Source organism: Stygiolobus sp. CP850M, assembly GCF_037389425.1.
In the GTDB taxonomy this organism is placed as follows: Archaea; Thermoproteota; Thermoprotei_A; order Sulfolobales; family Sulfolobaceae; genus Stygiolobus.
Genome location: NZ_JBBHKR010000041.1, coordinates 54,047 through 77,440, shown reverse-complemented (window position 1 = coordinate 77,440; position 23,394 = coordinate 54,047). Strand labels below are relative to the sequence as shown.

At 37.7% G+C, this 23,394-nt stretch carries 27 protein-coding genes and 1 pseudogene; 8 read left to right on the top strand and 20 right to left on the bottom strand.

Features of this window, described 5'->3' with window-relative positions; all coding sequences use genetic code 11:
• Nucleotides 1-115: 115 nt before the first annotated feature.
• Nucleotides 116-658, bottom strand: a pseudogene (locus WIW89_RS02445) (hypothetical protein); the annotation flags it as partial.
• A 310-nt stretch (nt 659-968) separates the two neighbouring features.
• Here WIW89_RS02445 and WIW89_RS02440 point away from each other — a divergent pair.
• Together WIW89_RS02440 and WIW89_RS02435 are read left to right on the top strand one after the other, a co-directional pair.
• On the top strand, nt 969-1,805 hold the full coding sequence (locus tag WIW89_RS02440) for a hypothetical protein (protein WP_337719631.1): 837 nt from the start codon (nt 969-971) through the stop codon (nt 1,803-1,805).
• Between the two features lie 8 nt (nt 1,806-1,813).
• Nucleotides 1,814-2,131, top strand: a complete 318-nt coding sequence (locus tag WIW89_RS02435) for a hypothetical protein (protein WP_337719630.1) — start codon at nt 1,814-1,816, stop codon at nt 2,129-2,131.
• On the opposite strand, the gene WIW89_RS02430 is transcribed toward WIW89_RS02435, so the two are convergent.
• The 13 genes from WIW89_RS02430 to WIW89_RS02370 all read right to left on the bottom strand — a co-directional run bounded on the left by WIW89_RS02430 (nt 2,128) and on the right by WIW89_RS02370 (nt 14,150).
• Nucleotides 2,128-2,697 (bottom strand): carbonic anhydrase, encoded by a 570-nt coding sequence (locus tag WIW89_RS02430; protein WP_337719629.1) that lies wholly within the window; start codon nt 2,695-2,697, stop codon nt 2,128-2,130. The genes WIW89_RS02435 and WIW89_RS02430 overlap by 4 nt on opposite strands.
• Nucleotides 2,698-2,851: 154 nt before the next feature.
• On the bottom strand, nt 2,852-3,991 hold the full coding sequence (locus tag WIW89_RS02425; protein WP_337719628.1) for an MFS transporter: 1,140 nt from the start codon (nt 3,989-3,991) through the stop codon (nt 2,852-2,854).
• A gap of 26 nt (nt 3,992-4,017) precedes the next feature.
• The gene (locus WIW89_RS02420) at nt 4,018-4,494 is read right to left on the bottom strand and encodes a hypothetical protein (RefSeq protein WP_337719627.1); all 477 of its coding nucleotides are present in this window, start codon (nt 4,492-4,494) and stop codon (nt 4,018-4,020) included.
• 94 nt (nt 4,495-4,588) lie between these two features.
• Entirely contained in the window at nt 4,589-5,944 is a 1,356-nt protein-coding gene (locus WIW89_RS02415) for an APC family permease (RefSeq protein WP_337719626.1), read from the bottom strand.
• 152 nt (nt 5,945-6,096) lie between these two features.
• Complete coding sequence (locus WIW89_RS02410) at nt 6,097-6,498, bottom strand: SRPBCC family protein (protein ID WP_337719625.1); 402 nt, start codon at nt 6,496-6,498, stop codon at nt 6,097-6,099.
• Complete coding sequence (locus WIW89_RS02405; RefSeq protein ID WP_337702841.1) at nt 6,495-6,992, bottom strand: class I SAM-dependent methyltransferase; 498 nt, start codon at nt 6,990-6,992, stop codon at nt 6,495-6,497. The genes WIW89_RS02410 and WIW89_RS02405 overlap by 4 nt, the downstream gene beginning before the upstream one ends.
• Nucleotides 6,993-7,037: 45 nt before the next feature.
• Entirely contained in the window at nt 7,038-7,520 is a 483-nt protein-coding gene (locus WIW89_RS02400; protein ID WP_337719624.1) for a PaREP1 family protein, read from the bottom strand.
• Nucleotides 7,495-9,621: a protein kinase domain-containing protein gene (locus WIW89_RS02395; RefSeq protein WP_337719623.1), complete on the bottom strand. Its 2,127-nt coding sequence runs from the start codon at nt 9,619-9,621 to the stop codon at nt 7,495-7,497. Before WIW89_RS02395 ends, WIW89_RS02400 begins: the two co-directional genes overlap by 26 nt.
• A 130-nt stretch (nt 9,622-9,751) precedes the next feature.
• Complete coding sequence (locus tag WIW89_RS02390) at nt 9,752-10,069, bottom strand: PH domain-containing protein (protein WP_337709214.1); 318 nt, start codon at nt 10,067-10,069, stop codon at nt 9,752-9,754.
• A 38-nt stretch (nt 10,070-10,107) separates the two neighbouring features.
• Nucleotides 10,108-11,085 carry an ABC transporter ATP-binding protein gene (locus WIW89_RS02385; RefSeq protein WP_337709213.1) on the bottom strand — a complete coding sequence of 326 codons (978 nt, stop codon included), beginning with the start codon at nt 11,083-11,085 and terminating at the stop codon, nt 10,108-10,110.
• A complete protein-coding gene (locus WIW89_RS02380) occupies nt 11,078-12,037 on the bottom strand; it encodes an ABC transporter ATP-binding protein (protein ID WP_337719622.1) in 960 nt (319 codons plus the stop codon). Before WIW89_RS02380 ends, WIW89_RS02385 begins: the two co-directional genes overlap by 8 nt.
• Nucleotides 12,034-13,122: an ABC transporter permease gene (locus WIW89_RS02375; protein WP_337702853.1), complete on the bottom strand. Its 1,089-nt coding sequence runs from the start codon at nt 13,120-13,122 to the stop codon at nt 12,034-12,036. Before WIW89_RS02375 ends, WIW89_RS02380 begins: the two co-directional genes overlap by 4 nt.
• On the bottom strand, nt 13,119-14,150 hold the full coding sequence (locus WIW89_RS02370) for an ABC transporter permease (RefSeq protein WP_337709210.1): 1,032 nt from the start codon (nt 14,148-14,150) through the stop codon (nt 13,119-13,121). Before WIW89_RS02370 ends, WIW89_RS02375 begins: the two co-directional genes overlap by 4 nt.
• A gap of 280 nt (nt 14,151-14,430) precedes the next feature.
• Here WIW89_RS02370 and WIW89_RS02365 point away from each other — a divergent pair, with 280 nt between their 5' ends.
• Nucleotides 14,431-16,263 carry an ABC transporter substrate-binding protein gene (locus WIW89_RS02365; protein WP_337719635.1) on the top strand — a complete coding sequence of 611 codons (1,833 nt, stop codon included), beginning with the start codon at nt 14,431-14,433 and terminating at the stop codon, nt 16,261-16,263.
• A gap of 303 nt (nt 16,264-16,566) precedes the next feature.
• On the opposite strand, the gene WIW89_RS02360 is transcribed toward WIW89_RS02365, so the two are convergent.
• The 3 genes from WIW89_RS02360 to WIW89_RS02350 form a co-directional block, all read right to left on the bottom strand.
• Entirely contained in the window at nt 16,567-16,704 is a 138-nt protein-coding gene (locus WIW89_RS02360) for a hypothetical protein (RefSeq protein ID WP_337719621.1), read from the bottom strand.
• A 78-nt stretch (nt 16,705-16,782) separates the two neighbouring features.
• Nucleotides 16,783-17,229 carry a hypothetical protein gene (locus WIW89_RS02355; RefSeq protein ID WP_337719620.1) on the bottom strand — a complete coding sequence of 149 codons (447 nt, stop codon included), beginning with the start codon at nt 17,227-17,229 and terminating at the stop codon, nt 16,783-16,785.
• Nucleotides 17,230-17,481 (bottom strand): hypothetical protein, encoded by a 252-nt coding sequence (locus WIW89_RS02350; protein WP_337719619.1) that lies wholly within the window; start codon nt 17,479-17,481, stop codon nt 17,230-17,232.
• Nucleotides 17,482-17,598: 117 nt separating this feature from the next.
• Here WIW89_RS02350 and WIW89_RS02345 point away from each other — a divergent pair, with 117 nt between their 5' ends.
• Nucleotides 17,599-17,859: a hypothetical protein gene (locus tag WIW89_RS02345; RefSeq protein ID WP_337719618.1), complete on the top strand. Its 261-nt coding sequence runs from the start codon at nt 17,599-17,601 to the stop codon at nt 17,857-17,859.
• On the opposite strand, the gene WIW89_RS02340 is transcribed toward WIW89_RS02345, so the two are convergent.
• On the bottom strand, nt 17,844-18,641 hold the full coding sequence (locus WIW89_RS02340; protein ID WP_337709205.1) for an MBL fold metallo-hydrolase: 798 nt from the start codon (nt 18,639-18,641) through the stop codon (nt 17,844-17,846). The genes WIW89_RS02345 and WIW89_RS02340 overlap by 16 nt on opposite strands.
• Entirely contained in the window at nt 18,628-19,341 is a 714-nt protein-coding gene (locus WIW89_RS02335; protein WP_337719617.1) for a DUF3834 domain-containing protein, read from the bottom strand. Before WIW89_RS02335 ends, WIW89_RS02340 begins: the two co-directional genes overlap by 14 nt.
• A gap of 34 nt (nt 19,342-19,375) precedes the next feature.
• Between WIW89_RS02335 and WIW89_RS02330 the strand changes: the two genes are divergently transcribed.
• From WIW89_RS02330 to WIW89_RS02315, 4 genes are all read left to right on the top strand, one after another.
• Nucleotides 19,376-19,753: a thioesterase family protein gene (locus WIW89_RS02330; protein WP_337719616.1), complete on the top strand. Its 378-nt coding sequence runs from the start codon at nt 19,376-19,378 to the stop codon at nt 19,751-19,753.
• A gap of 31 nt (nt 19,754-19,784) precedes the next feature.
• Nucleotides 19,785-20,363 (top strand): alpha/beta hydrolase family protein, encoded by a 579-nt coding sequence (locus WIW89_RS02325; protein ID WP_337719615.1) that lies wholly within the window; start codon nt 19,785-19,787, stop codon nt 20,361-20,363.
• Nucleotides 20,356-20,997: a maleate cis-trans isomerase gene (locus WIW89_RS02320; RefSeq protein ID WP_337702871.1), complete on the top strand. Its 642-nt coding sequence runs from the start codon at nt 20,356-20,358 to the stop codon at nt 20,995-20,997. Before WIW89_RS02325 ends, WIW89_RS02320 begins: the two co-directional genes overlap by 8 nt.
• Before the next feature lie 1,109 nt (nt 20,998-22,106).
• Nucleotides 22,107-23,087: a metallophosphoesterase family protein gene (locus WIW89_RS02315; protein WP_337719614.1), complete on the top strand. Its 981-nt coding sequence runs from the start codon at nt 22,107-22,109 to the stop codon at nt 23,085-23,087.
• Here the strand turns inward: WIW89_RS02315 and WIW89_RS02310 are convergent.
• Nucleotides 23,066-23,188, bottom strand: coding sequence for a hypothetical protein (locus WIW89_RS02310; protein WP_337709201.1), 123 nt, complete (start codon nt 23,186-23,188; stop codon nt 23,066-23,068). The genes WIW89_RS02315 and WIW89_RS02310 overlap by 22 nt on opposite strands.
• Nucleotides 23,189-23,394: the final 206 nt, after the last annotated feature.

The window sequence follows — 23,394 nt, the reverse complement described above, 5'->3', positions numbered from 1 at the left end:
TTATTAATTCTTTTATTTTTTCCAGATTTATTCAATCCAGAGAATTTTACAATTAATCTAGTGAAAACACTTATTTACACTATAGATTTATTTTTAAGGAGGTGATTTTGGGTCTACCGTCTAAGGCAGCTAATACATTAGTTCTCCTCACAGATACAGCATATGGTTGGTCTACTTCTTTTGGAGTATAACCAATACCGAATATCTTTCCCTTGGTGAACACTATCATTAAATCAACGAAAAGACCGTACGTTAACGCCTCGTATATAAAAAACATAGGTTCTCCTCCGAAACCATAGTGAAATAGGTCCGATAGAAAACTATATATGAATAACGTTAACATACCTACACCGGGTTTTCTAACCAACCCCGCTACTATGAAAACTATTATTAGTCTTCCCCAGAAACCCACATCAATAAAAGGTGTACTGGGAAGGAACCTTCCTATGAAGCTTCCTATGTAGAACTCCCATACCATTCCGAAGGCTCCACCTATACCTATGTAGACGAGATCCAATGTAGTGAACGCCTTTAAGCCTCCATATTTCTTACCTATAAAGAATACTATTGCTAGAGCTACAACGAAATATCCTACTACAACTTCCCACGGTAATTCTCCAGGTTCATTTACTGCACCACTTATACCGTTAAAACCCATGCTTCCTCGATATAAAGTCACTATCACAATTTATAAGAATAACCTATTTAGACTATATACATCTTATAATTCTCTTTACAACTATGTATTGCTATGATTAATAGATTTTTAATAATGATAATATCAGTCAGACGTATATCGATACAGAATTTAACGTGGAAACTGTTTTAACTGGAAAAATCCTTATATTATTCACCGTCTCAAGTTTAGTGTAAATAATGTGGACGTGTCGCGGCACTGATTGGTGAGGACGCTTGACCGCCTGAACCCTATATTATTGTTTTTAAACCACGTAAGTAAAATATACACTATGAGTAAAGACACTTACCTGATTAAAAACGGCAATAGGATAACCGTTATAACGGGGAATTATACAGCTGAGTTTGAGGGAAATTCTGTAAAAGGCTTCATGGACTTTCAGGGATTAAAAGTTGAGTTTGAGGGAAAAGTAAACTCTCTGCCCAAAACAGTAGAAGAGGCAAACGAGATCATAAAATCCCTATTCTTAAGCCCGCCCATAAAGGTCAAAATGGGATCCGTTGTAGAGGCTGAAAACGACAAAGTAAAGATAAAGGCTTGGGGGATAATCATAAACGACATTAATTCTCTATTTAATAAACTCTCTGAAATAAAAATTTTCCCTGTGGATGTTAATAAAATTTCTCATTACTATGACCTACCTCCTAAGGTAGTGAAGAATATTCTTAAGGAAAGCCCTTTAGAGGTGGATGAGAGAGCACAAAGGGATTTTATGCACAAATATGGGACCCAGTTGCCCCGAGTAGAAGAACTGGGAGAGTTTAAGGTCATACTTGACGTAGACAAAAACTTTGGTATTGCCAGACTATTTTATAACAATATCTTCATATACTCAGTTAAGGTTAGCCTCTCTACACTTGCACACTACCTTAAACTTGATACCAAGGATTTAACTGAGGAACTTTTATATTCCCTTGAGGCTCTTATTAATCTCGCTGGCAAAGCTACTGGTAACGTGTTACCAGGTGTAGTTGAGGTACATAATGACGGTATCATAAAGATCACGAGTTCTAACGAAGTCGCAGAGATACCTATAAACGATAAGAGTAGGCTTAGTGAGTTCATCGATGAGCTAAGGAAAAAGTTTTTACTATTAAGTCATAGATAGTGTTAGAAATGAGCATATTCGGCTTAGACGTAAAGAGAATTCATGAGAGTATCAGATCGCAATTGGACGATATATTGACAGAGTCTCACGAAGTGAGGGGAATTTCTAAAGGTTACGAGATAAGGCAGAGATACACGAGAAATATAGACGGTGAGATAGAGGAAATCTTCGTCAAGAAAGGGGATTATAGCGTAAGCCTTTACATAAACTCCAATGGAATATATACAGTAACTATTAACAAAGATGGAAAGATAGAGGCTAAAGAACTCTCACGTGAAGAGTTAGAAAAAATTATCAAAGATATTCTTTCGACCATATCGGGTTAGATCTTCTTACAATCACCGCTTGAACAGTCATAAATATCTTTAAAACCTAATTTATCTTTAGCTATTTCTATATCAGCCTTTACGTCGTCTATTGAAGTTGATTGTAGGATATATGCACCGATTTTATCAGTGGGCCTTGCCGTAATAGGGTAGAAGTACACTTCCGTCTTTTTCTGTGGCCACTGTATCTTCTTTACGTCGATTAACTCCGTCTTGACGTTCTTAGTCACTTCCTTTTTTAACATCTCTTCGTTTATTTTTGCGTTTAATTGTTCTAACTCCTCTAAAGTCTCGAACTTCTGCCCTGAGAAAACATCCACTAGTTTTTCCTTAACGTTTTTGCTTACATTTTCGCCCTTCTTTACGACGTTGAAGACGAGCTTCATTGCAGCACAATCCGTGTGAGGAAGGTATATAACCTCGTCCGGCTTTATCTCCTTAAGCCTTTGTAAGAACTCCTTTACATTTGCACCAGCATTCCTGAAAATTAACGTGTCTTTGTCTGTCCTCTTCAATATTTCATCAGTGAGTCTGTAGTCCATACATGAGACGATAACTCTTTTCATAAGATACAATTACACAAGATGCTAATTAATCAAAAATTTGAAGAATTGTTAATTTTATTTTTATGTACGTTTAAATAATTTAAACATTTCAATTAAAGTTAGTCAGCCCGGGGCTCTCAAATTATTAATTCACTGATCATCTTGGGTAGCGTCATCATCCCTTTATTTTCTCTAAGGGTATCTTGTTTGTTATTTGTCCGAAAACCATTATTAAGATTGACGATATTACAGACGCTATACCTACTACACCGGTAGAGAAAGCTAGACCTATGTGATCCTGCAATAACACGAAGACTATAGGCCCTACAGCTCCTCCTAAATGACCTATACCGTCGGCAATCCCATAGCCCAAAGTCCTTATCTTAGTTCCTAAGTTTTCAGCAGTATACGCATACATAGCCGGAAACTTAAAACCTTGGAAGAACATGATAGCAAAACCTATCGGCAAAAACATGATTCCCGAAAAAGGCCAAATTATCATAAGAATAGCCGATAGTAGGTTTGCCAATGAAGAAGTGTACTTCCTCTGCAGACGGTCGTTTAGTACACTTGCAATAACAACTCCTAGAGGGTCTCCGTATAGAATATAGCCGAAGTAAAGATTAGAAGGAGTATATCCTTGGCTTGATATTAGTGAGAAGACTGGAGTCGAGAATAACGCATAACCAGTGAAATAACTTGCAAACCAAATCAATGTGAAGATAACTACATCCTTATCCCACCTAAGGCTCTCATATCTTTTATTCTCCCATAATGCCGACTCAGGTAATTTTATCCTAAATAAGAGAGCTATTACTGCCAAAAGTAAACTAGGTAGAAACAATAGTCTCCAAAAATCCTCTCCTAAAAGAATAGCTATAGGAGTTACTACTAAACTCATCAAGAATCCGCTCATCGTAGTATAACCGACATTCTTCCCCCTTGATTCTGCGCTTGACATTTCTGATACATAAGATGGAACTATAGCTACTTCACCCTCTATTCCTATACCTATTAGAAGTTCAGCCACGAGTAGCATTGCTAGGTTAAGCGATATAAACCCCAGTAGAGAGCCCATACTGATTAGAGCCATAGAACTGAGAAGCCCGAACTTTCTTCCGTATTTACTTGCTAAATAACCGTTTATTACTCCTCCTAGGAAGTAGCCTAGCATTTCAGCTGACAATATTAGTGTTGATGAGATCTCCCCTATCTGTTTTGATGCATAATTTTCGATATAGGGAACGTTAAAAATATCCCAAAAAGTCAAGGATGTTCCTATGGATAAAAGGGCAATCTGTTTTTTCGATAACATAAGGTGTTCAAAAAATCTAAACATTTTTAATCTTTCTTCACGCTCTTATTTTCTAGTTTATTTAATCTATATGAGACAGCTAGACCCATGAGAACACAAGAGGTTGTATATATGATAGTACCTCCTACAGAAGCTACAATGAAACCTAATAAAAAAGTTACCACGATGAGTGATGCGATACCCCCCATAAGACCCTTCATATACCAATGAGGACTTTTATTCCATAACTTGGCGATAAGATAACCGGCTAAAAGACCACCAGAAACCAGCGAAATTAGGTCTAGATATAGCAAACTAAAAGGAAGAAAAATGGGAAGTTCTTGACTATATTTCATAGCTTCTGTAACGTTTCCGTTTGTTGAATTAAGTATTTCATGATAATAATATTGTTGTAACTGAGGTAGTTGTGGATAAATGAATAATGTGTAGTATAACGCCGTTGAGCTAACCGCAAACAGAACCCCGAATATTAACCCCCATTTTAAGCCAGTGGACGTTTTCATATAACGTGATCATCGCATCCGTACTATTTAAATTAAGTAAGCTGAGAAAACTGATGCCTCTACCAGTAAAAATGTAATTACAGCTTAAAATTCATTATGTCTTGTTACTTTTTCCCTGATAATTTTCGTCTTCAAAATAATCCTCTGAAATCATTTCCCTTACTTCAGCGTAGAGGAATCCGAGTATAATCCAACCCATGAATGCATAGACTATATATGCTTGAAAGCCTGGTATCGAATAAAATAGTACAAACAAGCTAATTACTATCGCTATTAAGCCAATAACAATTTCTGACTTATGTTTACGGGGTCTCTTAGACGCAGTTCTTATCAAGGAAAAATCTGCAGATAAGTGGATGAACAAATTAAACATTCCAGCTAAGGAACCCAGTATAAGGAAAGTCTCATAGAGCCCTAGGAAGTAGCTTAACAAAACTACTAACGCAGTAAAAGTTCCAGCTATTGTCACCTCTGCATATAACGGCTTATCATTTCTCTTCTTAGCTAAAATCTGTGGAAATATTTTATCCTCAGCCATAGCCTTTAAAGTTCTAGAGTTAGCTAAGATATAGGTCATCCCCCCTAAGGTTCCGTCATTTAAAGCTACGAAAGCTAGCAATATAGCTACGATAAAACCGAAATTACCGAGTAAATATTCCACTAAGTTACCCGTGAAATCCATTGAGCCTAACGAGTAAAAGAAAAACGTAGCTATTAAGCCACCAAAAAGTAGTACAGCAATTGCAGCTTTACCAATTTCCTTAGATTTAGCCTCTTCACCTAGAGGTGCAATTGACCCGTAACCCGTAGGTATTCCCAAACCTAAAACTACTGCGTCCAGAACTCCCGGATTGATGGATTTCGGAATCGGATTATAAAATCTCCAGCCAGATTCATAAAGAAAGTAAACAGCTAAACCAGCTATCGCTATAATTTCAACTATTGACATGATCATAGCATACTTAGCTGAAAATTTTACTCCTGAAATTACTAAGGAGGAAGCGGTAACGCATACTACTAGTGCTAAAAACCACTGTTGTGAAATAGGGAAGATCAAGCTATTACCAGTTACCTCGGAGAGAATAGTATACAAAACATAAGCACCGCCAGCCAAGAGTGTCCCACCGTAAGATAAGGCGTAAATAAGGTAAGTCCAACCAGTATTTAGTCCCAATCTAGGTGTTAAGGAGTATAGAGCGTAAACGTAGAAACCTCCACCTCTCTTATACCTCTTCGATAAAAAATACACTACCAGACCGTTAAACAATACTACAAAAGTTGCAATAAGCATGGCAAAAGGACCAGCCAAACCAGCTTCTGCTATCATCACAGTACCGAAAGTAAGGAGGGATATAAACGGGGCTTGACCCCCAAATGATATGAAGAAAAGATCAACGAAAGATAGACTATTATCTCCTTTGTTAAACTCTGATTTGGCTTGTGAGGACATTATTATACAAATTGAGACTTCCCTCTTATAAAAGTAGTGTAAAAACCGTCCTAGTAAATTAGTATATCTCTTCTAATCATTTGTAAAAAATTCTAACTAGAAAGACTCAAGTTAATTCATAGAATTATTTGGTTTTACTTGCTAAGTCCAGACTATCGCATACTATAGCTTAGTATCCTCTCCAAGGCGTGTTGGGTACCACTTTTAAAGTGTTCCTCAGTCCACCTTTCTCTAAGGCTAAAAGGAAAGGTTAACCTAACGTTCCATTTAGAGCAAAGCTTTGTTTCAGTGATATAAATCTCATGAGTTCCTAAAACTGGTCCTTTAAGGTAGTTGATGACAATTCTTTTTTCACCCTCGCGGATCTCAATTTTCACCTTTCCCTTAGATGGGAAAGCAAACCTTACATCCCCTTCATATATACCTTGACTCGTCTCCTCCACGTTAAGCTCTCTCGTCCCTTTCCAGAACTCTGGAATCTTCTTTACATCCTTAACTACATCCCATACCTTTTCCCTATCGTCTATTTCTTTACAAATCTCAAAGTTTATCATCGCTTAAGCACCAGCCCGAATTGATAAGGGCTAGGTGAGAATTTTTCAACTAATGAAAAGTCCTTGAAAAATGCTAGATAATCTACCTCACTCATCCTCTTACTCAAGGGAGGTCCCATAGTAGTTTGTTCCTTTTTCCAATCCACTATAATAACCTTCCCTCCAGCCTTTAAAATCCTCTTTAACTCTTCTACCACTTTTTCCTTATTTCTCATGTCGTGAAAGGAGTTAGCCAATAAAACAACATCTACACTAGTGCTAGGGAGAGATATTTCTTCAGCTGATTCACACAGAAATGTAGCTGAAGGTGCACTCTCTTTAGCCATTGAAAGTGCTATGCAGTCCACGTCGATACAGTACACTTTCTTGGCTAACTTGACTAATGTCTTACAATAATACCCTGGTCCACATCCTAAGTCGACAACAATATCATCTTTTGTAATATATCTTGGAAGAAAATCATCGGGATTCTCCGGGTGTATAACTAATCTCACAAATATTAAAACTCTCAACGTTTTAAAAATTTTTACCCTAGTATTTTAATCTGAAAATTCTGCAATTTTTTCCAGTTTTTTCATCAACTTAAAGAGATTATCTACCCTGAACTTAAATTCAGACTCACCTTGTGGTCTTGGATGGTATTCTCCGTGAAGTCTCTCACTATTAACAAAGAGTTTGACTATCTCTCCGTCATTAAGCTTATAGGAAAGATAATCTATAAGCGAGAAATAATCTTGATAACTTGTAATTTCAAATCCGAGCTTTATAGCAATACTTTGCATAAGAAACGCTAGCCCCCTCCAATACATCTCTCCTGATTCGACTAGAGCACCTTTTTCTTCTAATTCTCTACCTTGGATTATGTACTCCTTACTTATTGCCTGAAGTGCCCTAACCTTTTCTTCTTGAGACATTATATTAAGTACTAATTTAACGATTATGTCACTAACTGAAGCCCTCTCCTGCTCACCTATCTTTTCAAGGTAGGCGTAAACTTCATCGGGTACTAGTATTTCCTTCATTGTTATTAATTATCTCACCTAGCCTTTTATATACTTCTAAAGCTGAGGGTCTTTTTTCGGGATCTGGAGAAGTCATCTGTCTTATCAACTCTATTAAACGTTTGTCTACGTTCTCCTCAACGGTTAGAATTTCATGGAATTTCACGTAGAACTCTTTTGCCTTTTGGATAGAAGGCATTGGATCCTTATTTTCTTTATAAAGCAGCTCAGCGTCATTAATGAAGTTTATCACTTCCCTAGGATTAAAGGGTTGTCTAGTCAGTAGAGAATACATTGTAGCTCCAAGAGAATATATATCCATGTAGAACTCCGCCCCTTTGTCTCTAAATAAAGCCTCTACCTGATCTAAAGGGCAATATTCGGGAGTATATTGTATGAACCTCTCGCCTCTCTTCCTAGCTGAACCTAAATCGCTTAGCTTAACTTTTACTTCTCCCTTAATTAGATTTTCGAAGACCTCTTTACCGGTCCTCCCCGGATACTTTGAGAACAAAATATTTGATGGTTTTACATCCAGATGTACGAAGCCCATTTCGTGGATAGATTTTAATGCTTTAGCGATTTCATAGCCTATTAACGCTACTATCTTCCACCATTGGTCGGAATAATATACGTTATTATCGCCCATAAGGGATTTAGCACTACCTCCTTCCATATACTCCATAACCAAGATCGGTGGTTCTTTCATATAGGACAACACGTCACCTGAAAGAATCTTTTTCAAGCTGAAAGAATCTATCTTCGCGTCGACGAACCTAACTATGTTCTCGCTTCTGTTAGACAAGTCCCTCAGCTGTGAGTACTCGTTTACGAAGTCATAATAACTCGCGCTAGATGTAGATGGAGGCATAAGTATAGGAATTTTAATTGCGTATTTTTTACTATCTTTTTCACCTACTAAGACGTAGGCTGAACCTCCTTTACCTAAATAAGATGTTATCTTATACCCGTAAAGTTCCTTCCCTATCCATACTTCTGGATCCCAATTATATTTTAAGTACTCTAGTTTTAAAACTTCTATTTCTTTCATTATATTAACCAGTTTAGGCGAAGGAGAAATTTCTAAAGCTAACTCACCTACTTTTTCAGCTAGGTTGACGTCTTTTTCCTTTACAAACCTTAGATAATTAACCACGTCTTTCGTCGGGACTTGTTTCAACTCAAAGAAGCATTCAGCTACTTTCTTGTAATCCACTTCTAAATAATTAATCTTATAAGGACGAAATTCCGGTAACTTAACTACAGCGATACATAGCTTTATATCGACCAACTTCTTATACACTTCTGTTAGGTCACCCTCATATATGAAAGAAGCTCTTTCAGCCAACCTTAAATCGTTTCTCTTAAACGCTTCTATGATGACATTAGCTAAATCCTGCTGAGAAAAAACAAAACTCGTACTAATCGAGCCGGAAAGACCGAACATTATGGATATAGGTGAGACAAATAAATACGCTACCGCACTTCCTACAGTGACACTTACAATCGATATGATAACATTAATGTACTCGTGCATTAAGTATTCCTTTCTCATTAGATAGAGTACAAACGTGATAATTACTACAGCGTATGCAAGGTAAGCATACTTGCTCAGGGCTCCAAAGAGGTTTAACGCCCAAAGAGAAGGAGAGATATATGTGGAGTAGAAAGCTAGAAACAGAACTTGAGTAACAAAGTAAGGAATAGCTAAAGTGAAAACCCCACTTGGGTCAAAAGGTCTATTATAGACTGATAATATTAGTCCAGCGGATACCAACAAAGATACCGGTAAGAAACCGTTAAATAACACAGAGAGTAAAACAACAACTGCAAAACCTATTAGAGGAGAGAGCCTATTCTTGAATGAGAGAACAGAGGAGACTAGTCCTAAGATGGGAACGAGTAGTCCGATAACGTTAACACCGGAGACGAGAAGAGTAAACACTAAACCTGACAGAATAAGACCTATCCCTAAGGTTCTATAGCTAGGTCTTATTCCGAGAGCTACGATAGGTGGAATAAACGAGACCCCTAATGTGAATGAACCCCCCTTTATCACGTAGAGGATTATAGGTAACGCGCCGAGATAAATCAGCATCTTGCTAACTCTATATAAATCCATAGGTAAAATGAATGAAATAAGGTATATAAATTTTCGCATAAATTATTACTTATTTTCTTATTACTAAAATCACTTAATGAAAATCTATTGATTTATATAATTACTGGCTATTTTCCAATAAATGCATGATTTATGTAATCCTTTGCTTTATTACTTCCTCTATCTTCTCAGGCTCCGGTATATCTTTGAGGATCTCTACTCCTTTTCCTCCCTTTAAAACTATATATATAGAACCACAATTAAACTTTCGTGCTAATAGACCTTGGGATAGAAATCCATCCTCGATTTCACTATATTCTATCCTCTTTGTAGAGAGAAGGTTATGAACAACTATATACGTCTCCCCTATTTCATAGTAATTTAAATACTTAAGCGAAGAATAAGACAGTAAGAGAGAAAAGGAGATCAGTAAGAATTCAATAAAATTCTCTATCTTGCTTACATTCAAAAAAATAGAAAAAATCAGAATTAAAAATGTCCCTTTAACTATTGTTTTTGAGATTTTTGGTCTAACAACCAACATGCTACTTTTCTACCACCAATCTCGAAAAGTGGAGGCTCCTCTTTTTTGCAAATATCCATTGCATAAGGACATCTTGGATTAAATCTACAAGCCGGAGGAGGACTAATTAGCGAAGGTACTTCACCAGAAGGCGGAGTTAGTGCCTTCTTAGACAATGTTGGCACTGAAGAAATCAAGCTTTGAGTATAGGGATGTTTAGGTGAAGATATTACTTCCTCTACTTGCCCTATTTCAACCAACTTCCCTGCGTATAGGACTGCTACCCTGTCGGAAATGAATTTCGCCACACTTATGTTATGCGTAATAAACATATACGTTATGTTTTTCTCCCTCTGTAATTTAACCAGAAGATTCAATATTTGAGCTTGAACTGAAACATCTAAGGCAGAGGTAGGTTCATCCAACACTATAAATTCAGGAGACGTGATTATAGCCCTAGCGATAGCCACTCTCTGTAATTGCCCACCTGATAGCTCTCTAGGATACTTATTTGCTACGTATTCATAATCAAGTCCCACTTCTTCTAAAGTGTTTCTAACCGCTTTCAGCCTTTCCTCTTTTGGTAGTCTACGTGAGGCCTCCAAGAGAATATCTAAGATTTTCATTCTGGGATCTAAACTCGATGCCGGATTCTGAAAGACCATCTGTACTTTTCCTCTAATTTTGGACAAATTCTCCTTAGTTACTCTTTCCCCTTTAAAGTATATTTCCCCCGACGTAGGAAGGTCTAATGTGGCTAAAATCCTTCCTAATGTCGTTTTACCAGAACCCGACTCACCTACAACTCCCAATACTTCACCGCTATAAATCTCAAGGCTAATATCGTCAAGAGCTTTTACGTAAATAGGTTTCTCGCGGAAGAGTTTTTCTATTAGCCCAACCTTTTTTATCTCAAAATACTTCTTTAAATGCCTCACTTCATATATAACCTCTTTACTCATATAACCAGCACCTCACCTTTCGCCCTTTTACTTCAACCAACTCTGATTCTTTCATCTTACATTTCTCCATCACCCTATCACATCTAGGGTTAAACTTACACCCCATTGGTAAGACTAAAAAGGAAGGAGGAGAACTTTCAATTGCTTTAAGTCCTCCGTCTTTCTTAGTTATAGATGGTATACTTGATATTAAACCCTGAGTATAAGGATGCAAAGGACTTTTTATCACATCTTCTATGTTTCCATCCTCCATTATTCTTCCTGCATACATCACTACCAGTCTGTCAGCTATAGCGTAGACTAACGATATATCATGAGATATAAAGATTATAGAGATCTTCTCTTCATCCCGTAACTGTTTAAACAATTTTACTATCTGAGCTTGAATAGTTACGTCCAAAGCTGAAGTAGGCTCATCTGCAATCAGGATCTTAGGTCTCAATATTAGAGCCATCGCTATTACGACCCTCTGAATTTGACCGCCAGAAAGTTGATGAGGGTATTTCTTTATGAACTCCTCAGGATCAGGTAACCTTACGTCTTTTACCGCGTTTAGTACAATTTCATTAGCCTCTTTTTCATCTACTCCAGGCTTCTTGACTTTTACAGCTTCTAATAACTGATCTCCTATTCTTTTTACTGGATTCAGACTATTAAGGGGATTTTGAAGGATCATGAATATACCAGTTCCTCTTACCTTAGTCATCTCCTTTTCATTCAATTTCACGAGGTCTTTACCTTGAAATATTATCGAACCTTTTTCTATAAATGAATTAGGAGGTAATAACCTTATGATAGCGTGACCAAAAGTGCTCTTTCCAGAACCAGATTCTCCAACTATTCCTACAATTTCTCCTTCCTCTAGCGAGAAGTTAATATTATGAAGTACTGTAAACTTACCTGCTAACGCCTTATATCCCACACTCAAATCATTAACTTCTAGTAAGCTCAATAAACCACCCTCCCAGAGATTACGTCTTGAATTCTGTCTCCAAGTAATATAAAACTGGTTACAATGATCACAATAACTAGAGATGGAAATACTGGATACCACCACGCTTGCGGTAATTCTTCAACTCCGTGAGACACCATTGAGCCCCATTCTGGAGTGTTAGGATTGAGCAATCCGATTCCCAAAAACGTTAAAGTCGCGTACGTCAAGATCACGTTACCGAAGTCAAGAGAGGCATAGGCTAGAACAGCATCTATTACATTATGGACAACGTGCTTCGTGAGAATCTTCAACCTACCTAGACCAAGAAGTTTTGCTGCGTCAATATATTGCATGTTTTTGACTACTAATGTTTGACTCCTGAAAAGCCTTGCATAAGTAGCCCACCACGGTACCATTAAGCCTATTATTGCACTAGTAAAAGACTCTCCCAATAAGACACTAACTGCTATAACTAAAATCAAACCCGGTACTGCCAGAAACACATCAGTTATTCTCATTAGTACTTCATCAACAATACCACCGAAATATCCAGATAATATTCCTACCAGTCCCCCTATTAATATAGCTGATAATACTACAATCGTGGAAATCTCAGCATCAGAAGGAGTTGCATACAAAACTCTTGATAAAATGTCCTCTCCGTTAGAGTTAGTGCCGAAAGGATGCGCAAATGACGGAGGTAGAAGAGCCGCTGACGAGTTGTACTGGAACGGATTATAAGGTAAGAACATATATGAAAGTCTTACGTAAAGTATTTGTCCCGAGGCGTACTCCAACAGTCCCTCAAATAAAGACCATATGTAATAAGCGAAAAGAATTATGAAAGCTACTAGTGCAGGTTTACTTCTCAAAACTAGCCTTACTGTCTTATTCGTCAAAAAGAAAACTAGTGCTAATATAGCTACTGAGATCGTTATACTGAAGGTCGAGAACAGGACGTAAGGAATTAATGATAATATATCGAAATGAACGGATTGTAGCGTTCCTTTGTTTGCATAATGTAGGTACACTCCTATGTTTATTAAAAGGTAAAGAGCTAATGCTATTATAACAAATCTTCTCCACTCCTTTCTGAAGTTCATTGAACCTTCACCCGCGGATCTAATATACCGTAAAGAAGATCCGCTACAAAGTTGGCTACTATTACAGCAATTCCGACTATAATTGTAAAGTCTAGAACAGCAATATAATCTAGGTTCTCTATTGCTTGAGTTATGTAATATCCTATGCCCTGATAACTGAAAATGTCTTCAACCAGAACCGCCCCAGCTACTGAATAGCCAAAGAAGAGCGCTATTAGGGTTATTACTGGAATTAGACTATTCCTTAACGCAATCTTATATACTACATAACGTCTTGTGAGACCTTTAGCTAAGGCTAGTTTAGTGTAATCCGATTCCATAGAGTCTATCATTGTAGCTCTAGTTACTCTTGTGAACAAGCCGAACGTAATTATAGCAATACTTAAGGAGGGTAGTATTGCATGTCTAACAGCGGATACAAAGAACGTCCAGTCTCCATCAATTAACGCGTTAAGTATTGGAAAGTCTGTATAGTGAGGTGGACAAGTGAGCAACTCATTTACCGGTTCCCCTGCAGGTAACAAATTTAGATAGTAAGCTATCACTAGTTGCAAAACAATTGCAATGAAGAAGGGAGGGGAGGCCCACGTTGTAATATATAACCCTTTAATTGTTTTGTCCTTCCATGTCCCCCTTGATGATGCTGCCACTGCCCCACTGAGTAGTCCGAGGATTGCCGCTAGAATATCACCGGGTATCACTATCTGAAGACTTATAGCAAGTTTAGGAATTAATAATGACAGTTCTGAAGTCTTATATATAGGATCTACACCCCAATTTCCAGATAATATATCTTTGAGATAGTTCACGAACTGGACGTAAAGTGGTTCATCCAACCCGTATTCCTTTATTATTTGTTGAATCTCCACGGGAGGGGCATGGGGGTTACCAGCATATATTCGGGCTAGCTGTGCAGGATTTGGTGCTGCTGCATGGATGAGGACGAACACGAAAAAGATCAATAAGAGTATGGTGATAAAGCCGTTTATCATTCTCTTTATAGCAAATTTTATATAATCCGTCAGCATAAACATAAATCCCTTAAATTGTTTATTAAATTTTCCCATAGTATATGAAAACTAACGAAAAAGTTAATTACTAGTTAAAAAGATGCTTATACTGATTACTATGAAAAGTAAAAAGAAGTTAGGTCTTTCAAAAACTGCTATTATAGGAATAATAATAGTAATTTTAATCATAGCAATAGCAGCTGGAATATTTTTAACAACACAGCATCCTAGTACTACTTCTACAACTACAACTTCGGTTAGCACATCAGTAAGCACAAAAACATCAACCTCACCGACAATGGTTACACTTTCGCCACCAAATACAAGTGTACTAATTGATGACTCTCAAATTGCTCCACCAGACGCTTTAGACCCCGCTACAGGTTTCTATGTACAAGACGGTCCATTGTTTACAGCCTTATTCCAAGAGCTAGTCGAGTTCAACGGAAGCAACTTCCATCAAGTAGTTCCAGTAATAGCACAAAACTATACTACAACAAACTACGAGAACTATACATTCTTTATCAGACAAGGAGTATACTTCCCAGATGGAGTACAAGTAAATGCTTCAACCGTATGGTTCTCGTTTTATAGGACTATACTAATAGGTCAAGGGCCAGGAGTTGCTAATTATATAGGACTATTATTCAACTCTACGGTTTACGGACAGACTGGTTATGCAATTCCTTGGGGAGTTAATAATGCAATTCAAAATGCTACTGGTTTACCCACTGCGAAAAACTATAACCTAACAGCTCTTATATTGGCTTCTATACTGTCCCACTTTAATGCCAATAACGCAACTATTCAAAAGATAATGGAGTACCCATATCAGGCTGTCGTTGTTAAAGGACCTTATGAAGTCCAGATCAACGTGTTAGCTCCATACAAATTCTTCCTTTACGATATTGCTTCATGGTGGGGTGCCATAGTGAACCCAGTATTCGTTGATGAACACGGGGGTGTACAGCCTAACTCACCTAACGCCTATCTAGATGAAAATGGTATGAACGGGACTGGTCCATACGTTATAGTAAAAGTTACCAGTGGTTTCAGCACGATAGTCTTAGATAAAAACCCACACTATTGGGCTCAAAACGTATCTAATATACCGGCTGTTGCACAGCCCGCTCATATACCCGTATTAGAGATAAACTACGGTCTATCCCATGAACAAAGAGTAGAGGACTTCCTCACTAACAAGGCTCAGATGAGCTATGTGAGCATAACTTACATATACCAGATACTTAATCAAAGCCCCTACAACTCAATGCCAATTAACGAGACTTTCAGAAACTTCGGATCTGAACCTGGAGTCCTATACATCTCGATGAATATGATGAAGTTCCCCACTAACATAACCGACTTTAGACTAGCGATAGAGTATGCAATTAACTACCAGCAATTACTAAGCATATTCAGTTATCAAGAACAAGATTTAGCAATTGAGTATTTAGGGCCAATTTCCCCCCAATTCCCTGGCTATTATAACCCAGACAACCTAAGTGAATATACTTACAACCCAGCATTAGCAATTAAATACCTAAACGAGGCTGGATATCAGGGAGGCTTTTACGTAGTCTTACCTAATGGTACGGTAATAGGAAACCCGAATGGTCAACAATTACCTACGTTAGACATATATTCATTAGCACCAGTTAATTTATTAGAGCAAGAAGAGCTTACGATAATAACTCAGGATTTACAGCAAATAGGAATAAGCATATCTACCAAGTTCGTTCTACCGTCAGTAACAGATAGCTGGACAACTCCTAACGGAACGCCGGTTATGGTTAACTTGGGATGGTTCCCAGACTGGCCTGATCCAGTATTCCAACAATTAATGCCATTAACAGACGTGCAATTTGGAGGAATATCTGGCAATTTAGCATGGGTAAATATTTCGACCTTGCAGACAATGTATCAAACTTTACCGTTTATAACTAATACGACAGAGCAAGAACGTATGGTAGCACAAGCATATAACATTATATACCACGAAGCACCTTACGTATGGTTACCGGTTCCAAGCACTTACTACTTTGTACAGCCATATGTACAAGGATTCGTATACGACCCATTCGTCGGATATTTCTATAATATGATGTACTACTCTAATTCAAGCAGTTAATTTTTTTAATTTCAAATTTAAACATATAATGAAAACAGTAGAAAAGTTATTCGTTTCTAAGGAATTTTAAATTATAAGACAGATGTTCTAATATATGTCTCGGTTCTATTGGAATCGAAGTAAAAAGACCTTTCTTCTCCACACCAACCATCACATTTAAAGTTCTTGAGGTAACGCTAGACGATATGATAAAAGTGTACTTAATCTTTCCCCTTATATCTTCTAGAAGATACTTAATTCCCTCACTTGAAGTAGATAATGTAAGATCAAATTTTTGCAACTCTTCTCCAACTTTTATATTTTTTACTGTTTCAAACGGGTTATAGCAAAGATTAAAGACGCATGACCTACAACACTCGAAGCTATTACTGCAGCATTATAACCTACTATTAGATGAACTGTAGACCATATTGCTGCTGAAACACCTACAATTATCCTCAATATCTTTTCATTACGCTTCCTACTCGGTTGGACATTAAGGGGATTTAGAGCTTAAATATTATTAGACTATTTCCCAACTCAGGATAACCTAACTTCATACTCTAAACTTCCACTTTTAACCCTTAACCTATCTCCCTTTTTAACGTTAGTGGGTCCTACAAACACTCCTGAAGATACATAACCGTTTATGTAACCTACCCTCCTCAATAACCACTTCACCATATCATCTACAGTTCCGTAAATATATCTAGGTCTGCCCTTGCCTACTTTATGACCGTTAAGGTAAAGCTCCACTTCCTCGTTGTAGGGAAGTTTAATACCCTCCCCGACGAATAACCTACCAGCAGCACTATCATCTGCTAAGATCTGGTAAGCCTTCAGATTCCAAGTGTCAAACCTCGTAGCGGGTAATTCAATACCGAGGTAGACACCGTTTACACAAGTTGGATAAGATTCAACAGTGCAATGATCCATCTCGAAGACAATTTCGACCTCAGCCATATGATTCTCGAACCATAACTCCACTTAGCTATCAGTTTCAATCATTGGTTTAGTTAATATCCCATATAACGGTTCAGTGGAACCGAAACGTTTAAGTGTTTCTTCAGTAGTGAGGGATATTTTATATCCTCCAAATCCCTCTGATTGAACTAGCATCGAAGAAAACACGTTAAAGACCCTTTTTGCTTGGGCCATAGTCACTTCGAAGGGTTTAACAGATTTCCTCTCTTGGTATGCTTTATAAAGCGTTTGGGCTAGAACATCTTCCAAAGACATGATATATAGTGATAAATATTACATCTTATTAAGAATAACTATACATTAATTTTACTTCGAATTATAAACAAGCGTAATAACTTAAACTTAATTATGCGTACTGATTATTCCTTTATTATGGGTTGGAAATTTAAGGTCGGTAATAAAGTGGAAGCAAAGAAGTCCATTTGTACCGTTGACGAGTTAGCTGACGAAATAAACAAAATAGTAGGGAACGCTGAATTCTCTCAACAACTGGCTACCGAACTACTGGTTAAAGTCTTCACTGAAAAGAAGGAAACTTTAGAGGAATTTAAGCAAAAACACAAAGATTTAGGCCCAGATAGACTTCAGAAGATTATTAACATAGCTAACTCCAAACTTCAAGGTGATCTGTAAGCATACACGATCCCTTTTTCACTCACTTTCACTTCATTTGCTATCCCCATCAATATGCTCTTCACTGTTACGGAATTTAGCATTATGTTTGTGATCTCTTTAGATCCTGAAACTAAGTAAGTCACTTCCTCTGCCGTCCTCTCTTTATTGGTTATCAATTCCTTAATTTTTTGAACAAGTTTCAGATTAAATTGTATATTAAAATCTAATAATTCCTCCATTTTCTTTCTATTGTTATACACGGGACCATGAGAGATAACTACTTGTTCTACACCTTTTATTATCTCCTTTAAGGACTCAAGTGTGTCCGTAGCCTTCCAAAAGTCGCTGTAGAAAGGTACGCCGAAAGACTCTAAGACCTTTTGGCCGAAAAAGGAATCACCCGCGTAAAGAACTCCCCCTAAGATATAACCAACTTGACCCGGCGTGTGCCCCTGCAATTTAACCTTTTCTACCTCAGTTTCACTGAACTCATCCCTTAAATCCTCTTTAACCAGATCAAAAGTAAAGTATCTATCTTCCTTAGAACTAAAGCCGTAAATCATACACCTCCTACCCATTAAAGTCAGAGACCAGTAGTCTTCTTTAGGTAGATACTTAATTTTCGCTTTTTTATCTAGTAACCCGGCAATGTGATCTGCGTGCCCATGGGTTGCAAGTTGAACTTCAGCGTTCAGTGTCAAGTTAGCGTTTTTCCCTCCTTGATCAACAACCACTCTTCCTTGGTAAACAAGGGTGTTAGGACTTCCCGGGATAACTTCAACGTCTTTATTTAGCTTCAATTTTCAGATCCCTCACGTTTGGTTCAACAACACTATAAACTCTTATTGCCTTTTCCAGTTCTTCCCTGGAAGTTGTTAGCATATGTGAATAAATGCCTATTATCTTCCTCATAATATCCAACGAATAGTACTTACTAGCAGAAGAAATTATCATTGCAGCTTCTTCCGGTTTTTCCCTAATCATTTTTATGCCCTCTGAATAAGCTTTGAGAACTTCAGAGGCATTAATTTTTGCATAAATTACGCATTGGGGTACTAAGTAACCTAACGTCTTCATCTCGTCTTCAAAGATCTCCCCTAATTTAACTTCTATCCCTACAAGACCTATTCCTTTTCCAGCTTCAGCCATTTTCACAGCCTCATCTGCAGTAGTGTTAATTACCTCATTAATTCCTCTTATAACAGCGTAAAGCCTTGCATTATAATCTGCTAGAGTCCCTTGCTTGATCGTGAAGATCTTTGAAGGCCTCTTAGTCTTATCTCCTATTAAAGAATACATCCTGATGTAAACTCCCGCAACTATCGAATAGCCCTTTACATTAAGTTTCGCAACGTTAGTTATTGAGTCGAGAACTACTTCACTAAGTTGAGGATTTTCACAACTGTTTCTTAACTCGAATGAGGACTTTCCGCCGCTCAATACTTTATAAACCAATAGAGGGAACGATACTGGTCCGGCAAATGGTGCACTAACTATCATAAAAAATATTTGGCTTAATGACTATAAATATTGTATGCAAGTAGGAGAGACACTAGAAAAAGTATTTAAAGTTCTTCCAGAACATTCTGCATCATCAATCTCTAGCGGTGCTGTTTATGTCCTTTCTACTCCATGTATGATAGGCTTTATGGAAGACGTTTCTTTCACTCTATCTCAAAAACACCTGGAACAAGGACTGACTACTGTAGGTTATCACGTAGACATAAAACACTTAGCACCTGCACCAGTAGGGGGCGAAGTAAGAGTGAAATCAACTCTTATCGAGATAAACAAGAGGAGGTTAAAATTTAAGGTCGAAGCATATTATAAAGACGTCAAAATAGGGGAAGGAATTCACGAGAGAGTTATTGTAAACGAGAAGGAATTCATGGATAGAGTGTCGAAAACTTGATTTTTTAATTTCGAGATGTAGTGTAAACTCTATGAAATCCCTAGTCTTACACGGTAAAGGATCGTCGCCAGAGAAAGTAGAATGGTTAGCAAAACCTTTGCACCAATTCGGAGAAGTAATAATACCTGAGTTCGAGATCGAGGCTAAAGAAGGTGTTCAAAAAGCTTTAACTTACGACTTTGACCTAATCGCAGGTCATTCTAGAGGAGGCTTAGTAGCTCTAATTGCTGCGGCTTTAAAGGGAAAAAGTGCCATAGCTGTTTCTGCCCCCTCGGATAGGAGAAAACAAAAGGAATACCTTTCGAAATTCCCGCCCGGCACTATTCAACGTAAGATATACGAGGACATAAAGAACTTACCTGAGGAGGAGTTAGAGTGGTACCCGTTAAAGTACGCTGACAGAATTAAAAATGCGCTGTTAATACACGGAGAGAATGACGACATAGTATTGAAAGAGCACTCGATTATTTTGTGCGATGAGATACGTAAATACGGAGGTAAATGTCAACTATATATAATAAAAGGAATGAAGCATTCGCCTCTAGGACAACACTACAACGAGATCTGGAAGATAATAACAGAGTGGGTTAAGGCGAATAACTATGCCTAAGACGGCTTCCCTGATAATATCTGAAGAAAACCCGACATTACCAAGGGACGTTAATTACCTCTACCCCGGGAGGTTTAATATCTTTAATATGAAGTTCTACCCCGGGCACGGTATAAGGAAGGACGAAATGGAAAGGATGTATAAAGAATTAAGCCAGATCAAACATGAAGTCGAAAAGAGCGACGTGATCTTCTATGCTAGATCTTACGGAGTCTTCTTCAAAAATCAGTGGGAAAGAATGAGGAAGTTCTTCTCCAAACCGACGATAATCGCAACAGAAGCGATTATAACTAGGCTCAGGGAGTTAGAAGCTAAAAAAATCTACTTGGTCACACCTTATAACCAGAGGAGGCATGACTACGAAATAAAGTGGCTTAAAGATTTCGGATTCGAAGTGATTGGTTCAATAGCCCTCGGAAGGACTGGAGGGAAGGAAATAGCTTCTACACCGCATGAACTCACGTTACAAGCAGTTAAGGTAGCTCAACAGTCTTCAGCTGATGCCGTTTACATCGCTTGTACCATTCTTTCTACTCTTCCAATACTTCAGGAAATGGAAGGCAGACTTCCCGTTATTACCGCTTCCGGTGCTATGTTTGAAGTCGCAAGGGAAAAGGAGTTGATTGATTTCTAACAATATCATTAAAAGATCCCTAGCCCACACGGTAAAAACTTTCTCTTTGGGCAAATCCGTAAACCCGTAAGGGTGTAAAACTCGTGACAAATTAGCGTAAATCTTGAGGAGGGAGTTAGGTTTCTTGCCTACCGTTTCGCAAGCTAGAGCTATTAACGCACTAGCTTTAGGCATTGCCAACGTGAAATACTTAGCCTCTTGTTTACAGTATTTACACTTTATATCCTCCTTGCCCTTCTTTTTCTTAAAACCTAGTTCTTTATACAATTCATGGATTGAAAGCGAATATCCATCCCATTTCAAATGTTTTTCACACACAGGTTTCCCGGCAAAATAGATAGTTATACCGTTGACCTCCCTGCCTCCAGTGAACTTCCTTATCCTAGTTAATCCTTCTCCTCCAGACCTAATTATAAAACCGTCATCGACTAGTTTGTGCCACTCCCTTCTCTCCAACGCTCTTTTGTAAGCCTCGGTAGTATTTTTCACAAAGACCGAAAGAGAGGCCCTCTCTATAAGAAACCTGTTATTTTCCTCAGCAGAGTGGAGATAACCGAGTATCGCGGTCTTGTACCCAGCCTTCATGGCGGTAACCATGTCATCACCGAATAGAACGCTATTCAGTCTCTCACTTTCGTCAATAATTATTCTCTTTATTAATTTCCTGAAGGACTCGTCGCTAGGTGGAGCTTTAGTTATGGCTTCTATCGTTCCTGATGTGTTCTTTAGAAATTTAAGTATGTACTTATCCACGCATGTACTCATTGAATCACGGTTTAATATTTATTTACTTAATTACATAATAACTAGTTCATGATAGTGACACGAATTTAAGCCAAATTTTACTTTAACGAAACCCACAGTGTGGAGCTAAGATAGTTATATTCGAGTTATACTTCAAACTCCACGATTTGCAGACTTAACGTAAAACGGAAATAAGTGATCTATGGCTCTCCCGTAGCATTATTAATTGTTTATGAAAATTTAGTGAGAAATGTCCATTAACAGAAGGAATTAAAAGTAGTAGACCTGAGGCAGTTAAGACGAATCCTGAAACATAAAACCTTTAATAGGACAACTTTAAAAACTAACAAACAAATAGTCAACTCGTGGGTCTGTTTAGGAGGAATTCTGATAAGACCATTGACAAGAAAAGCAGCCAAGTTAAAATATTATTTACAAGTGACATTCACGGTTCCGATATTGTATTCAAAAAGTTTCTCAACGCCGGACTCCAATTCAAAGTTGACGCCTTTATAATTGGCGGAGATCTGGCAGGAAAAGCGCTTTACGCAATTGTTGACCTTGGAAACGGCAAATACAGAATAGAAGAAAAAGAGGTAGGAAAAGAAGGTTTAGCACAATTAACAGAGGAAATTAGAAAGAGAGGGGAATATTACACTATAGTTAGTGAAAAAGAGTACGAGGAAATGCAGTATAATAAAGACCTCGTAAACCAGAAGTTTAAGGAGGCTATGGAGAGTGTTGTGAGAGGTTGGATGAAGATTGCGGAGGAAAAGCTCAAAGGGGCTAACATTCCTATTTATGTGAACCTAGGGAATGATGATCCAGAATATTTATTTCGAGTAATAGAGGAGTCTGATATAATGAAGAGATGCGAAGGAGAAATAATCGACATAGGAGGACATGAGATGATCTCGTACGGTTATGTAAACCCTACACCTTGGAAAACACCAAGAGAGAAGGACGAGAACTCGTTATATAAAGACTTGAAGGAAATGGCTGATAAGATAAAAGACCAGAGCAAGGCAATATATAACCTTCATGCTCCCCCTTATAATACTCATCTTGACAACGCGCCGTTACTCGACTCGAATCTGAAACCAGTAGTAAAGGGAGGAGAGATCGTGTTTACTCATGTAGGTTCTATAAGTGTTAGAAGAATAATCGAGGAATATCAACCGTTAGTTGGGCTCCACGGTCACATTCATGAGTCTAAGGGCTTCGATAAATTGGGCAGGACTATGATATTTAACCCAGGTAGTGAATACAGCGAGGGAATTCTTCACTCCTTGTACCTAGTACTTGAGGGAGACAAAGTAAAGACCTATATGTTTAGGCATGGGTAATTAAGTAATGCTAGAAAAGGAATTATATACATGTTATCTTCTACTTTTTGTAATCCCAATAACGTCGTAACGAAGTCCCTATCTTTTAGTTCATCAAACAAAGATTGCGTAGGTAAACTCAAGTTATAAAGCTCAGAATAAGCTACATTCTCTACTTTCTTCCTGCTATTCTTCGCTTTAAATAGTCTGAAGAGTCAAAATGGAAAGAATTAATGTCAATAACAATAAGTTACCACTCAATAAATATAAAATAGCAAGTAAATAAGTAGAATTTCTTCTTAGCTTAAAATTTTAAAAAATAGAAATA